Annotated in this window: 13 protein-coding genes; 9 read left to right on the top strand and 4 right to left on the bottom strand. The window is 61.0% G+C overall.

What is annotated here, in order from left to right; all coding sequences use genetic code 11:
- Positions 1-174: 174 nt before the first annotated feature.
- The 4 genes from rnc to pdxJ all read left to right on the top strand — a co-directional run bounded on the left by rnc (position 175) and on the right by pdxJ (position 3,398).
- Positions 175-864: a ribonuclease III gene (gene rnc, locus NQL71_RS16145; RefSeq protein WP_008056598.1), complete on the top strand. Its 690-nt coding sequence runs from the start codon at positions 175-177 to the stop codon at positions 862-864.
- Positions 857-1,759 (top strand): GTPase Era, encoded by a 903-nt coding sequence (gene era, locus NQL71_RS16140; protein WP_046818872.1) that lies wholly within the window; start codon positions 857-859, stop codon positions 1,757-1,759. The genes rnc and era overlap by 8 nt, the downstream gene beginning before the upstream one ends.
- Positions 1,760-1,918: 159 nt before the next feature.
- Positions 1,919-2,602: a DNA repair protein RecO gene (gene recO / locus NQL71_RS16135; RefSeq protein WP_046818871.1), complete on the top strand. Its 684-nt coding sequence runs from the start codon at positions 1,919-1,921 to the stop codon at positions 2,600-2,602.
- A gap of 49 nt (positions 2,603-2,651) precedes the next feature.
- Complete coding sequence (gene pdxJ / locus NQL71_RS16130) at positions 2,652-3,398, top strand: pyridoxine 5'-phosphate synthase (protein ID WP_248686849.1); 747 nt, start codon at positions 2,652-2,654, stop codon at positions 3,396-3,398.
- 126 nt (positions 3,399-3,524) lie between these two features.
- On the opposite strand, the gene mltF is transcribed toward pdxJ, so the two are convergent.
- Positions 3,525-4,985, bottom strand: a complete 1,461-nt coding sequence (gene mltF, locus NQL71_RS16125) for a membrane-bound lytic murein transglycosylase MltF (RefSeq protein WP_046818869.1) — start codon at positions 4,983-4,985, stop codon at positions 3,525-3,527.
- A gap of 285 nt (positions 4,986-5,270) precedes the next feature.
- On the opposite strand from mltF, the gene purL reads away from it, so the two are divergent.
- Together purL and NQL71_RS16115 are read left to right on the top strand one after the other, a co-directional pair.
- The gene (purL, locus tag NQL71_RS16120; RefSeq protein ID WP_274643011.1) at positions 5,271-9,167 is read left to right on the top strand and encodes a phosphoribosylformylglycinamidine synthase; all 3,897 of its coding nucleotides are present in this window, start codon (positions 5,271-5,273) and stop codon (positions 9,165-9,167) included.
- 5 nt (positions 9,168-9,172) lie between these two features.
- Entirely contained in the window at positions 9,173-9,484 is a 312-nt protein-coding gene (locus NQL71_RS16115; protein WP_077185250.1) for a YqfO family protein, read from the top strand.
- 118 nt (positions 9,485-9,602) lie between these two features.
- On the opposite strand, the gene NQL71_RS16110 is transcribed toward NQL71_RS16115, so the two are convergent.
- The 3 genes from NQL71_RS16110 to NQL71_RS16100 all read right to left on the bottom strand — a co-directional run bounded on the left by NQL71_RS16110 (position 9,603) and on the right by NQL71_RS16100 (position 11,384).
- Entirely contained in the window at positions 9,603-10,199 is a 597-nt protein-coding gene (locus NQL71_RS16110) for a superoxide dismutase (protein ID WP_008052532.1), read from the bottom strand.
- 175 nt (positions 10,200-10,374) lie between these two features.
- The gene (locus NQL71_RS16105) at positions 10,375-10,977 is read right to left on the bottom strand and encodes a LysE/ArgO family amino acid transporter (RefSeq protein WP_046818866.1); all 603 of its coding nucleotides are present in this window, start codon (positions 10,975-10,977) and stop codon (positions 10,375-10,377) included.
- Positions 10,978-10,982: 5 nt separating this feature from the next.
- The gene (locus tag NQL71_RS16100; protein ID WP_248686851.1) at positions 10,983-11,384 is read right to left on the bottom strand and encodes an ACT domain-containing protein; all 402 of its coding nucleotides are present in this window, start codon (positions 11,382-11,384) and stop codon (positions 10,983-10,985) included.
- Positions 11,385-11,479: 95 nt separating this feature from the next.
- Between NQL71_RS16100 and NQL71_RS16095 the strand changes: the two genes are divergently transcribed.
- The 3 genes from NQL71_RS16095 to NQL71_RS16085 all read left to right on the top strand — a co-directional run bounded on the left by NQL71_RS16095 (position 11,480) and on the right by NQL71_RS16085 (position 14,421).
- Positions 11,480-12,373, top strand: coding sequence for a LysR family transcriptional regulator ArgP (locus NQL71_RS16095; protein ID WP_274643010.1), 894 nt, complete (start codon positions 11,480-11,482; stop codon positions 12,371-12,373).
- A 75-nt stretch (positions 12,374-12,448) separates the two neighbouring features.
- Positions 12,449-13,441, top strand: a complete 993-nt coding sequence (locus NQL71_RS16090; RefSeq protein ID WP_274643009.1) for an NAD-dependent epimerase/dehydratase family protein — start codon at positions 12,449-12,451, stop codon at positions 13,439-13,441.
- Positions 13,442-13,548: 107 nt separating this feature from the next.
- Complete coding sequence (locus NQL71_RS16085) at positions 13,549-14,421, top strand: hypothetical protein (protein ID WP_046818862.1); 873 nt, start codon at positions 13,549-13,551, stop codon at positions 14,419-14,421.
- Positions 14,422-14,472 lie beyond the last annotated feature (51 nt).

Below are 14,472 nucleotides of genomic sequence, written 5' to 3'. Positions count from 1 at the left end.
CGCTGTTGAACACAGCGCCGAATGCATTTCTGGAGTCGGCACAATCGGCGACAGAAGCATGAAAACAACGATATTCAGGACGTTATTTTTGAACACAGCGTTAATTGTCCCAAGCCTGCGCCGACTCACGGCGATGGCGGTGGAATCCAACCACGAACTCAGCGTGGGTAAACCGTGAGCGTCTCCTTAAGCCGTCTCGAGCGTCAGCTCGGCTACACCTTCAAGGATCAGGAACTGATGGTCCTGGCCCTGACTCACCGCAGTTTTGCCGGGCGCAACAACGAGCGCCTGGAATTCCTGGGTGATGCCATCCTCAATTTCGTTGCTGGCGAAGCCTTGTTCGATCGCTTCCCGCTGGCTCGCGAAGGCCAGCTGTCGCGTTTGCGCGCACGCCTGGTCAAAGGTGAAACCCTGGCTGTACTGGCCCGTGGTTTCGATCTGGGCGAATACCTGCGCCTGGGCTCCGGTGAATTGAAAAGCGGCGGTTTCCGTCGCGAGTCAATTCTGGCCGATGCCCTGGAAGCGCTGATTGGTGCGATCTACCTGGACGCGGGCATGGAAGTGGCACGCGAGCGCGTGCTGGCCTGGCTGGCTGGAGAGTTCGAAGGCCTGACGCTGGTCGACACCAACAAAGATCCAAAGACCCGCCTGCAGGAATTCCTGCAGTCCCGTGGTTGCGAGCTGCCGCGTTACGAAGTGGTGGATATCCAGGGTGAGCCGCATTGCCGGACGTTCTTCGTCGAATGTGAAATCACCCTATTGAATGAAAAAAGCCGAGGTCAAGGTGTGAGCCGTCGTATTGCCGAACAGGTAGCGGCCGCCGCAGCACTGATTGCCCTGGGTGTGGAGAATGGCAATGACTGATACAAATGCAACGCGCTGTGGCTATGTTGCCATCGTCGGCCGTCCGAACGTGGGCAAGTCCACGCTGCTGAACCACATCCTCGGCCAGAAGCTGGCGATCACCTCGCGCAAGCCGCAAACCACCCGTCACAACATGCTCGGCATCAAGACCGAGGGTGATGTGCAGGCGATCTACGTCGATACGCCCGGTATGCACAAGGGCGGCGAAAAGGCCCTGAACCGCTACATGAACAAAACCGCTTCGGCGGCGTTGAAAGACGTCGACGTGGTGATCTTCGTGGTTGATCGCACCAAGTGGACCGAAGAAGACCAGATGGTCCTCGAACGCGTCCAGTACGTGACCGGTCCGCTGATCGTGGCCTTGAACAAGACCGATCGCATCGAAGACAAGGCCGAGCTGATGCCGCACCTGAGCTGGTTGCAGGAGCAGCTGCCGAACGCGCAGATCATCCCGATTTCCGCGCAGCACGGGCACAACCTCGACGCACTGGAAAAGGTCATCGCTGACCATCTGCCGGAGAACGATCACTTCTTCCCGGAAGACCAGATCACCGACCGCAGCAGCCGTTTCCTTGCTGCCGAACTGGTACGGGAAAAAATCATGCGCCAGCTGGGCGCCGAGCTGCCGTACCAGATCACCGTCGAAATCGAAGAGTTCAAGCAGCAGGGCAAGACGCTGCACATCCATGCACTGATCCTGGTCGAGCGTGATGGCCAGAAGAAGATCATCATTGGCGACAAGGGCGAGCGCATCAAGCGCATCGGCACCGAGGCGCGCAAGGACATGGAGCTGCTGTTCGACTCCAAGATCATGCTCAACCTGTGGGTCAAGGTGAAGGGCGGCTGGTCCGATGACGAGCGCGCCTTGCGTTCGCTGGGTTACGGCGACCTGTAATACCTGAGCACAGGTGATAAAACTGTGGGAGCGAGCCTGCTCACGATAGCGGTCTATCAGTCAACAACTCTGTTGAATGTTAGTCCCCCATCGCGAGCAAGCCCGCTCCCACAGTGGTTTTGGGGTGTCTGAAAGCAGCAGTCCTTCATTGAGAATTCCATGTCCCAACCCATCCCCCAACCCGCCTACGTCCTCCACTCCCGCGCCTACCGCGAAAGCAGCGCCCTGGTCGACTTCCTGACGCCGCAAGGTCGGCTGCGGGCGGTATTGCGCAGTGCGCGGGGCAAGGCCGGGACGCTGGCGCGGCCGTTCGTGCCGCTGGAGGTCGAGTTTCGCGGGCGTGGCGAACTGAAGAACGTCGGGCGCATGGAGAGTGCCGGCATCGCCACCTGGCTCAACGGCGAGGCGCTGTTCAGCGGGCTGTACCTCAATGAGCTGTTGATTCGCCTGCTGCCCGCCGAAGACCCTTTCCCTTCGGTGTTCGACCACTATGCCGCGACGTTGCTGGCCCTGGCCGAAGGTCGAGCGCTGGAGCCGTTGCTGCGGTCGTTCGAATGGCGCCTGCTGGATGATCTGGGCTACGGCTTTTCACTGACTGCCGATATCCATGACGAAGCCATTGCGCCCGACGGTCTTTACCGTTTGCAGGTCGATGCGGGACTGGAGCGGGTCTATCTGCTGCAACCCGGGTTGTTCAATGGCGCCGAACTGCTGGCCATGGCTGACGCCGACTGGAGCGCACCGGGTGCGTTGTCGGCGGCCAAGCGTTTGATGCGCCAGGCGCTGGCCGTTCACCTGGGTGGTCGGCCCCTGGTCAGTCGCGAGCTGTTTCGCAAGCCGTAGTCTCCCCGTATGCTGTGTACCGAACTTTTTCTGATTCTGGAGCGCTTCCGTGACCACCAGCACCCGCATTCTTCTTGGCGTAAACATCGACCACGTTGCCACCCTGCGTCAGGCCCGGGGCACGCGCTACCCGGACCCGGTCAAGGCGGCACTGGATGCGGAAGAGGCGGGCGCTGACGGCATCACCGTGCACCTGCGCGAAGACCGCCGGCACATCCAGGAGCGCGACGTGCTGCTGCTCAAGGACGTGCTGCAAACCCGCATGAACTTCGAAATGGGCGTCACCGAAGAAATGATGCAGTTCGCCGAGCGCATTCGCCCGGCGCACATCTGCCTGGTGCCGGAGACCCGTCAGGAGCTGACGACCGAAGGCGGACTGGATGTGGCGGGGCAGGAAGCGCGGATCAAGGCTGCCGTAGAGCGCCTGTCGAAGATCGGCTCGGAAGTGTCGCTGTTCATCGATGCCGACGAGCGACAGATCGAAGCGTCGCGTCGCGTCGGTGCGCCAGCCATCGAACTGCACACCGGACGTTATGCCGATGCCGAGACGCCGATCGAAGTGGCTGAGGAACTCAAGCGTGTTGCCGACGGCGTAGCGTTCGGCCTGACTCAAGGCCTGATCGTCAATGCCGGCCACGGCCTGCATTATCACAACGTCGAGGCAGTGGCGGCGATCAAGGGCATCAACGAGCTGAACATCGGCCATGCACTGGTGGCCCATGCGTTGTTCGTGGGCTTCAAGTCGGCTGTTTCGGAGATGAAGGCGCTGATTCTGGCGGCGGCTACCAAGGCTTAAAGGTCAACCCAAAACTACTGTGGGGGCGAGCCTGCTCGCGAATGCGGATTATCATTCAACATCTTTGTTGGCTGAGACACCGCTTTCGCGAGCAAGCCCGCTCCCACATTTGCTTTGCGGTGACTGTTAGAGCGGCGCAGGTTCCTGCGTCGGTTTTGATTTGTCGATCCCCGGCACATGCAGGTTGCCCTCGGCCACCTGGTCGCCTTCAAGCTGCGGCTGCGTGACCCAGGTCAGGATGTCGTAGTAGCGACGGATGTTCGCCACGAAATGCACCGGCTCGCCGCCACGGGCGTAACCGTAGCGGGTCTTGCTGTACCACTTCTTCTCGGACAGGCGCGGCAGGATTTTTTTCACATCCAGCCATTTGTCCGGATTCAACCCTTCCTTGGCCGCCAGCTTGCGGGCGTCGTCGAGGTGCCCGCTGCCAACGTTGTAGGCGGCCAGGGCAAACCAGGTGCGGTCCGGTTCCTGGATCGAGTCGTCCAGTTGGTCCTTCATGTAGGCCAGGTACTTGGCGCCACCCATGATGCTCTGCTTCGGATCGAGGCGGTTGGACACGCCCATGGCTTGCGCGGTGTTCTGGGTCAGCATCATCAGGCCACGCACGCCAGTCTTGGAGGTCACGGCCGGTTGCCACAACGACTCCTGATAACCGACGGCCGCCAGCAGGCGCCAGTCGACTTTCTCTTTCTTGGCGTACGCCTTGAAGTGCTGTTCGTACTTGGGCAGGCGTTGCTGCAAGTGCTGGGCAAAGGTGGTGGCGCCCATGTAGCCGAGTACATCGACATGCCCGTAGTAACGGTCCTTGAGGCGTTGCAGGGTGCCGTTCTTCTTGACCTTGTCGAGGTACTCGTTGATCTCGTTGAGCAGGCTGTTGTCGTCGCCCGGCGCCACGGCCCAGCTCTGGTTGCTGGCATCCCCCAGGTCGAAGGCGACCCGGATGTTGGTGAAGTACACCTGGTTCATCGCGACTTCATTGGAGTCGACCAGTGTCAGATCGATCTGACCTTCGTCGACCATGCGCAGGAGATCCACGACCTCGACCGCGTCGGATTCTTCGTATTCGATGCCAGGAAACTTCTGTTTCAGTTGTGCGAGTTGCTCGGCGTGGGTGCTGCCCTTGAGCACCATGATCTTCTTGCCGACCAGATCCTTGGCGTCGGTGGGGCGCGACTGGCCGTTGCGATAGATGACCTGCGGCGTTACTTCCAGGTAGGAATGGGAAAACCGCACCTGCTTCTTGCGCGCTTCGCTGCTGACCAGGCCGGCGGCCGCCAGTACCGGGCCATTGGGCTTGCCCACCTGGTCGAACAGGTCGTCGAGGTTGTCGGCCGTCTCGATCTTGAGCTCGACCCCCAGATCGTCGGCGAAGCGCTTCACCAGCTCGTATTCGAAGCCGGTTTCACCGTTGCGATCCTGAAAGTAGGTGGCGGGGCTGTTTCGGGTAACCACCCGCAGCACACCATCCTCCTTTACGCGCTCCAGTGTGTTGGGTTTATCAACACAGCCACTGAGCATCAGGAAGAGTCCGGTTGCGATCAGCCATTTGGCGTACCGCGGACGCAAAGCCATTGGGGAAAACATCTGCGCAGTATACGCAAAGGACCACGGGCGCCATATCTCGACAGCGAAGGGCCTATCTGCTAGCGATGGGAAAAACGGACGAAACCCCGCAGGAATGGGCCTTTTGTGCATTTTGATACAGTAAAAATAAGCTGTGGCTACACGCCCGATTAACCTGACTTTCGGGGCAGAAACACAGATCGACACTCGGGTGCAACCGTGCGTAGCGTTTCGGGTGCTGTCGCGGGCTGTTTAGGCTAGAATGCACGGCCTCAAAGCACACCCCTTCCCGAGGCTGTCCCGAAGATGTTGATCCTGCGCGGCGCTCCTGCCCTTTCTGCCTTTCGCCACAGCAAGCTCCTTGAGCAACTGAGCCAGAAGGTTCCGGCTGTCAGCGGCCTGTATGCTGAATTCGCTCACTTCGCCGAAGTTGCCGGCGTCCTGACCGGCGACGAACAGCAGGTGCTGGCGCGCCTTCTGAAGTACGGTCCAAGCGTTCCCGTCCAGGAACCGACCGGTCGTCTGTTCCTGGTGTTGCCGCGTTTCGGCACCATCTCGCCCTGGTCGAGCAAGGCCAGCGACATCGCTCGCAACTGCGGCCTGACCAAGATCCAGCGCCTGGAGCGCGGCATTGCCTTCTACGTGGCCGGCCAGTTCAGCGATGCTGACGCCCAGCTGATTGCCGATGCACTGCACGACCGCATGACCCAGATCGTCCTGGGCAACCTGGAGCAGGCCGCCGGCCTGTTCAGCCACGCCGAACCCAAGCCCCTGACCGCGATCGACGTGCTGGGTGGCGGCCGCGCTGCGCTGGAAAAAGCCAACACCGAGCTGGGCCTGGCCCTGGCCGAAGACGAGATCGACTACCTGGTCAACGCCTTCGTCGGCTTGAAGCGCAACCCGCACGACATCGAACTGATGATGTTCGCCCAGGCGAACTCCGAGCACTGCCGTCACAAGATCTTCAACGCCAGTTGGGACATCGACGGCGAGAGCCAGGAAAAAAGCCTGTTCGGCATGATCAAGAACACCTACGTGATGCACAGCGAAGGTGTCCTGTCGGCTTACAAGGACAACGCTTCGGTAATCGTCGGCTCCGTGGCCGGGCGCTTCTTCCCGGACCCTGAAACCCGCCAGTACGGCGCGGTGCAGGAGCCGGTGCACATCCTGATGAAAGTCGAGACCCACAACCACCCGACCGCGATTGCCCCGTTCCCGGGCGCCTCCACCGGTTCCGGTGGCGAGATCCGCGACGAAGGCGCGACCGGTCGCGGCGCCAAGCCGAAGGCTGGCTTGACCGGCTTCACCGTGTCCAACCTGCAGATCCCGGGTTTCGAACAGCCGTGGGAAGTGCCGTACGGCAAGCCCGAGCGAATCGTGACCGCACTGGACATCATGATCGAGGGCCCGCTGGGCGGCGCTGCGTTCAACAACGAATTCGGTCGTCCGGCGCTGACCGGCTACTTCCGTACCTTCGAACAGTCGATCAGCACCCCGCACGGCGACGAAGTGCGTGGTTACCACAAGCCGATCATGCTGGCCGGCGGCATGGGCAACATCCGTGAAGAACACGTCAAGAAAGGCGAGATCGTCGTTGGCTCCAAGCTGATCGTGCTCGGCGGCCCGGCAATGCTGATCGGCCTGGGCGGCGGCGCGGCTTCCTCCATGGCCACCGGCACCAGCTCGGCCGACCTGGACTTCGCTTCCGTACAGCGTGAAAACCCTGAGATGGAGCGTCGTTGCCAGGAAGTGATCGACCGTTGCTGGCAGCTGGGCGAAAAGAACCCGATCAGCTTCATCCACGACGTGGGTGCGGGCGGCCTGTCCAACGCCTTCCCGGAACTGGTCAACGACGGCGACCGCGGTGGCCGTTTCGAACTGCGCAACATTCCAAACGACGAGCCGGGCATGGCCCCGCACGAAATCTGGTCCAACGAATCCCAGGAACGTTACGTGCTGGCAGTCGGCCCGGCCGACTTCGAGCGCTTCAAGGCGATCTGCGAACGCGAGCGTTGCCCGTTTGCCGTCGTCGGCGAAGCCACTGCCGAACCGCAGCTGACTGTCACCGACAGCCACTTCGGCAACAGCCCGGTGGACATGCCACTCGAAGTGCTGCTGGGCAAAGCCCCGCGCATGCACCGTTCGGTGGTGCGTGAAAACGAGCTGGGCGACGATTTCGATCCGTCGACCCTGGACATCGGCGAATGCGTCGAGCGCGTCCTGCATCACCCGGCCGTGGCGAGCAAGAGCTTCCTGATCACTATCGGCGACCGCACCATCACCGGCCTCGTGGCCCGTGACCAGATGGTCGGCCCGTGGCAGGTTCCGGTGGCTGACGTTGCCGTCACCGCCACCAGCTTCGACGTCTACACCGGTGAAGCCATGGCCATGGGCGAGCGTACGCCGCTGGCACTGCTGGACGCTCCGGCGTCGGGCCGCATGGCCATCGGCGAAACCCTGACCAACATCGCCGCTTCGCGCATCGGCAAGATCTCCGACATCAAGTTGTCGGCGAACTGGATGTCCGCCGCTGGTCACCCGGGTGAAGACGCGCGTCTGTACGACACCGTGAAGGCAGTCGGCATGGAACTGTGCCCTGAGCTGGGCATCACCATTCCGGTGGGCAAGGACTCGATGTCCATGGCCACGCGCTGGAACGATGAAGGCGTCGACAAATCCGTCACTTCGCCGATGTCCCTGATCGTGACCGGTTTCGCGCCAGTGACTGACATCCGTCAGACCCTGACCCCGCAACTGCGCATGGACAAGGGCACCACCGACCTGATCCTGATCGACCTGGGCCGTGGCCAGAACCGCATGGGCGCCTCGATCCTGGCCCAGGTTCACGGCAAGCTCGGCAAGCAGGCGCCGGACGTCGACGATGCTGAAGACTTGAAGGCTTTCTTCGCGGTGATCCAGGGCCTCAACGCCGACGGTCACCTGCTGGCCTACCACGACCGTTCCGACGGTGGTCTGCTGACCAGCGTGGTCGAGATGGCGTTTGCCGGTCATTGCGGCCTGAGCCTGAATCTCGACGGCCTGGCGGAAACTTCCGCTGACATCGCCGCGATCCTGTTCAACGAAGAACTGGGCGCCGTGATCCAGGTTCGCCAGGACGCTACCGCAGACATCCTCGCGCAGTTCAGCGCTGCCGGTCTGGGCGAATGCGTGTCGGTGATCGGTCAGCCAATCAACAATGGCCAGATCAACATCACCTTCAACGGTGACACCGTGTTCGAAGGCCAGCGTCGTCTGCTGCAACGCCAGTGGGCCGAGACCAGCTACCAGATCCAGCGTCTGCGTGATAACGCCGATTGCGCCGATCAAGAGTTCGACGTGCTGCTGGAAGAAGACAACCCGGGCCTGAGCGTCAAGCTGAGCTACGACGTCAACCAGGACATCGCCGCGCCTTACATCAAGAAAGGCATCCGCCCACAGGTTGCCGTGCTGCGTGAGCAGGGCGTCAACGGTCAGGTGGAAATGGCGGCTGCCTTCGACCGCGCCGGTTTCAATGCGATCGACGTGCACATGAGCGACATTCTGGCCGGTCGTGTCGACCTGAACGAGTTCAAGGGCCTGGTGGCTTGTGGCGGTTTCTCCTACGGCGACGTACTGGGTGCCGGTGAGGGCTGGGCCAAGTCGGCACTGTTCAACAGCCGTGCCCGCGATGCGTTCCAGGGCTTCTTCGAGCGTAACGACAGCTTCACCCTAGGCGTGTGCAACGGTTGCCAGATGATGTCCAACCTGCACGAGCTGATCCCGGGCAGCGAGTTCTGGCCGCACTTCGTGCGTAACCGTTCCGAGCAGTTCGAAGCCCGTGTGGCCATGGTGCAAATCCAGGAATCTAACTCGATCTTCCTGCAGGGCATGGCCGGTTCGCGCATGCCGATCGCCATCGCCCACGGTGAAGGCCATGCCGAGTTCGCCAGTGAAGAAGCGTTGCTGGAAGCCGATCTGTCCGGTTGCGTGGCGATGCGTTTTGTCGATAACCACGGCAAGGTCACCGAAAGCTACCCGGCCAACCCGAATGGCTCGCCGCGCGGGATCACCGGTTTGACCAGCCGCGACGGTCGCGTGACCATCATGATGCCGCACCCGGAGCGTGTGTTCCGTGCCGTGCAGAACTCGTGGCGTTCGGAAGACTGGAATGAAGACGCACCTTGGATGCGTATGTTCCGTAATGCGCGTGTGTGGGTGAACTGATAGCCGTGTACAAGCTTGCGTTCTTCGTTCCCGACAGTCATGTCGAATCGGTCAAGAGCGCCGTTTTCGCTGCCGGTGGCGGGCGGATCGGCGCTTACGATCACTGCGCCTGGCAGGTATTGGGCCAGGGCCAGTTTCGCCCACTGGACGGCAGCCAGCCGTTCATTGGCGAGGCAGGGCAGGTCGAACAGGTCGAGGAATGGAAGGTCGAGCTTGTGGTGGCCGATGAGTTGATTCGCCCGGTAGTGGAGGCTCTGAAGCAGAGCCATCCCTATGAGACACCGGCTTATGAAGTGTGGCGGTTGGAGGATTTCTGATCCTTGGATCGTCGCAATAAAAAACCCGCTGACGAATCAGCGGGTTTTTTATTGCCTGCGGTTTCTTCAGGCATAAAAAAACCCGGCAAGAAAGCCGGGTTTTTCAGGAGCGTCGAGCTTAAGCGGTGAAGGTCTTGCCTTCGAACTGCTCAGCCACGAATTTCCAGTTGACCAGGTTCCAGAACGCTTCAACGTACTTCGGACGCAGGTTGCGGTAGTCGATGTAGTAAGCGTGTTCCCAGACGTCGCAGGTCAGCAGCGGGGTGTCGCCGTTGGTCAGCGGGTTGCCGGCGCCGATGGTGCTGGCCAGGCCCAGGGAGCCGTCAGCTTTCTTCACCAGCCAGCCCCAACCGGAACCGAAGGTGCCGATGGAAGTCTTGCTGAACTCTTCCTTGAACTTGTCGAACGAACCGAAGGCTGCGTTGATGGCTTCCGCCAGCGCGCCGGTTGGTTGACCGCCAGCGTTTGGTGCCAGGCAGTTCCAGTAGAAAGTGTGGTTCCACACTTGAGCGGCGTTGTTGAAGATGCCGCCCGAGGAAGTCTTGACGATCTCTTCCAGGGTCTTGCCTTCGAACTCGGTGCCTGGCACCAGGTTGTTCAGGTTCACGACATAGGTGTTGTGGTGCTTGTCGTGGTGAAACTCCAGGGTTTCCTTGGAGATGTGCGGCTGCAGGGCATCGTGTGCGTACGGCAGTGGCGGCAATTCGAAAGCCATGATGATTCTCCTAATCAGGTCTGTTGCGGTGAGCGCAAGGCCGATCACGGGCGGCCAAACAAGCGCCGGGAGTTTGTACTCTTTGCGGCGCAGGGATCGGATCATAGCACCGGGGGTGCGGCATAACCACGCAACAACTGTGTGGAATAGAGGTTCCAGAGCCTTTTGGAATAAATCAGCCAGCACTGATCAGTTGCAATGCTACGGCGAACATCATCACGGCCACCAGCAGGTCAAGAATACGCCAGGTGCTTGGCCGTGCCAGCCACGGCGCCAGCCATGCCGCGCCGAGCGCCAGGGTGAAAAACCACAACAACGAAGCACTCGCCGCCCCCACCACATAAGCGCCGGGTTCTGTTTGCTGTGCGCCGAGGGAGCCGATCAGCAATACGGTGTCCAGATAGACATGCGGATTGAGCAGCGTTACCGCCAAGGCGCTGAGCATTACCGCGCGCAGCGAGCGCACAGTCTGGTTTTCACCCTGTTGCAGGCTCTGTTTCGAGCAGGCACGGCGCAGCGCCTGACTGCCGTACCACAACAGAAACGCAGCGCCGCCCCAACGGGCGATGGCCAGCAGTGTCGGGTTCTGTGCCAGCACCGTCGCCAGGCCAAATACACCGGCAGCCACCAGCAAGGCATCACAGGCAACGCAGAGTGCCGCCACCGGCAGGTGATGTTCGCGGCGCAGACTTTGCGCCAGCACAAACGCATTCTGCGTGCCGATCGCCATGATCAGTCCGAAGGCCACCAACAGGCCGTTCACATAGCTTTGCCACATGGTAGTTACTCCGCGTTCGTCGCCAGGTCGCGCAACACTTGCAGGGCGCGTTCGGCGTCGGCCTGACCGACAAACAAATGGTCGTGGTAATAACCGGCGATCACATTGCAGCTGATCCGGGCCTGGCCCAGCGCCGTGGCGAATGCAGCGGTGAGGCCGACGGCTTCAAGGGCCGAATGCACGTTCAGGGTGATCCACGCGGCGACATAGTCGAAGCTCAAGCCCGCCTGCTCGGCGCGGGAACGTTCGACAATCACGGTCAGGCCTTCCTGCTCGCGAAAGCTGCCGACGATTTCCAGGCCCGCAGGCAACTGGCCGTCGCCCAGGGTGCAGAACACGTACTCGCCGGCGTTGAGTTGCGGGCTCATGCTGCGTAGCAGCGTTGCCAATGAAGTTTCGCCAGCCATATCAGTGGTCCTTTTGAAGAGTTCTTGCTGGCTATTGTCGGGTACGAGCCTGTATAAGAAAAACCAATATTGCTGATCGCTCATTAGGAAAACTGATGTTCGACTATAAATTGCTTTCTGCCTTGGCTGCGGTGGTTGAGCAGGCCGGTTTCGAACGGGCCGCCCAAGTGTTGGGTTTGTCGCAATCGGCGATCTCCCAGCGCATCAAATTGCTCGAGGCACGGGTCGGCCAACCGGTATTGGTGCGGGGTACGCCGCCGTCACCCACCGAGATCGGCCGGCGTCTGCTCAACCACGTGCAACAGGTGCGGCTGCTTGAGCGGGATTTGCAGACGCTGGTGCCGGCGCTGGACGAAGAGGGCCTGCCGGAGCGCCTGCGGATCGCCCTGAATGCCGACAGCCTGGCGACTTGGTGGGCCCAGGCAGTGGGGGATTTTTGCGCAGAGCAACAGCTGTTGATGGATCTGGTGGTAGAGGATCAAACCGTTGGCCTCAAACGCATGCGCGCCGGCGAAGTCGCCGCGTGCCTCTGTGCCAGCGAGCGCCCGGTAGCCGGTGCGCGCAGCGTGTTGCTCGGCGCCATGCGTTACCGGGCCTTGGCCAGTCCGGCGTTCATTGCACGGCACTTTCCTCAAGGCATACGTGCCGACCAGTTGGCCCGTACCCCGGCGCTGGTGTTCGGCCCGGACGACTTCCTGCAGCATCGCTACCTGGCGTCCCTGGGCGTTGATGGCGGTTTCGAACACCATCTGTGCCCATCGTCTGAAGGCTTTATCCGCCTCACCGAAGCCGGACTGGGTTGGGGCCTGGTGCCGGAATTGCAGGTGCGCGAGCAACTGGAGCGCGGCATTTTGCTGGAGCTTCTGCCAGATAAACCGATCGACGTGCCGCTGTACTGGCATCATTGGCGCAATGGCGGGCAGTTGCTGGGGTTGCTGACCGAGCAATTGGTGCAGGCGTCGAAGCAATGGTTGGTGCCGTTGGACTGACGGGCAGCGTCAAGTCCTCACGCCCTACGCAATATGCAAAACGCAAAACGCAAAACGAAATATTCGGAGCAATACATGAAGATTCTGGTCACCGGCGCAAGCGGCTTCATTGGCGGGCGCTTTGCGCGTTTCGCCCTGGAGCAGGGCCTGGACGTGCGGGTCACCGGTCGCCGGGCCGAAAGTGTCGAGCATCTGGTGCGCCGCGGCGCCGAATTTATCCAGGGGGACTTGAGCGACCCGCTCCTGGCACGCGACTTGTGTTCCGAGGTTGAGGCCGTGGTGCATTGCGCCGGTGCCGTTGGCCTGTGGGGGCGTTATCAGGACTTTCATCTGGGCAACGTCCAGGTCACCGAAAACGTGGTCGAAGCCTGCCTGAAACAGCGGGTGCGGCGTCTGGTGCATCTGTCGTCGCCGTCGATCTATTTCGATGGCCGCGATCACCTGGGGCTGACCGAAGAGCAAGTGCCCAAACGCTTCAAGCACCCCTATGCCGCGACCAAGTACCTGGCGGAGCAAAAAGTCTTCGGTGCCCAGGAGTTTGGCCTTGAAACCGTAGCGCTTCGCCCGCGTTTCGTCACCGGCGCGGGGGACATGAGCATCTTCCCGCGGTTGCTCAACATGCAGCGCAAGGGACGTCTGGCGATCATTGGCAACGGTTTGAACAAGGTCGATTTCACCAGTGTGCAAAACCTCAATGAAGCCTTGCTCAGCAGCTTGCTGGCCAGCGGTTCAGCCTTGGGCAAGGTGTACAACATCAGTAACGGAGCGCCGATCCCGTTGTGGGACGTAGTCAATTACGTCATGCGCAGGATGGAAGTCCCACAAGTGACGCGCTACCGTTCCTACGGCCTGGGTTACAGCGTCGCGGCGCTCAACGAGGGGGTCTGCAAGCTGTGGCCGGGACGACCGGAGCCGACCCTGTCGCGCCTGGGCATGCAGGTCATGAACAAGAATTTCACCCTGGATATCAGCCGCGCCCGGCATTATCTGGACTACGACCCCAAGGTCAGTCTCTGGACCGCGCTCGATGAATTCTGCGCGTGGTGGAAGGCTCAGGACATCCGCTGATACCCGCTGCACTGAACAAGGGCTCGGGTTCAGGGTCAATCGATGCGGCCATGAAGGTTATACTGCGCCGCATCAAGCCATCACCGCGTTTCACAAAGGTTGACTCAATGTCCATGCGTAACGATGCCAACGATGACTTCGACGATGTACCGAGCCTGCGTGCAGACATCCTCGATGACGATGATTTCCCCAAGAACACCCGCACCACCATGCATTCGCGCACGCCGCCCGTGGTCAAGGTCAAGGCGGCGAGCACCGGGCCATTGTGGGCCCTGGTCGGCGCCTTGTTCTTTGCCTTCGCGGGCCTGGCCTGGTGGAGCTTCCAGCAGATTTCGCTGATGGAGCAGCAGTTGGTGGCGACCCAGGAAAGCTTTGCGCGAATCAGTGAAGAAGCGGCGGGGCGCCTGCAGGACATTTCCGGCAAGGTGGTCGCCAGCCAGACTAACGTCACCACCGACAGCGAAGCGCTGAAGCTGCAAATCAAACAGCTGGAAAACCAGTTGCAGGATCAGGGCAAGCAACAACAGGGCGTCGCCGGCCAGGCTTCGGACCTGGACAAGCGCCTGGCGCAGATGACCGCGCAAACCAGCGATCTGGACAAGCGCCTGGCCCAAATGGCGGCCCAGTACACCGAACAACAGAATGCCGATACGCAACTGCAGGCGCAGGTCAAAGCCTTGAGCGCTGAACTGACAACCCTGAAAAATACCCCGGCGGACACCGAAAAATTCGATGCGCAGCTTAAAAGCCTGGGAGCTGACATCACGGCGCTGAAGAAACAGGGGAATCCGAGCGCCGCCATCGACCGTCTGGAGCAGGACATCGTTGTCCTCAAAAGCCAGCAGGACAACCGTCCGGGCGCTTCTCAAAGCGCCAACCTGGCGGAGTTCGATGCGTTCCGCAGCCAGGTCACCCGGACCATCAACTCCCTGCAAGCGCAGATCCAGCACCTGCAACAGCAGTTGCGCACTCGCCAGTAAGCCCTGCTTCATTCCCGGTTCGCCGGGAATGAATCCCTCCCGCACCCACGC

The organism is Pseudomonas serbica, from assembly GCF_028823535.1.
GTDB lineage: Bacteria > Pseudomonadota > Gammaproteobacteria > Pseudomonadales > Pseudomonadaceae > Aquipseudomonas > Aquipseudomonas serbica.
This window is presented reverse-complemented; position numbering and strand designations above follow the sequence as displayed.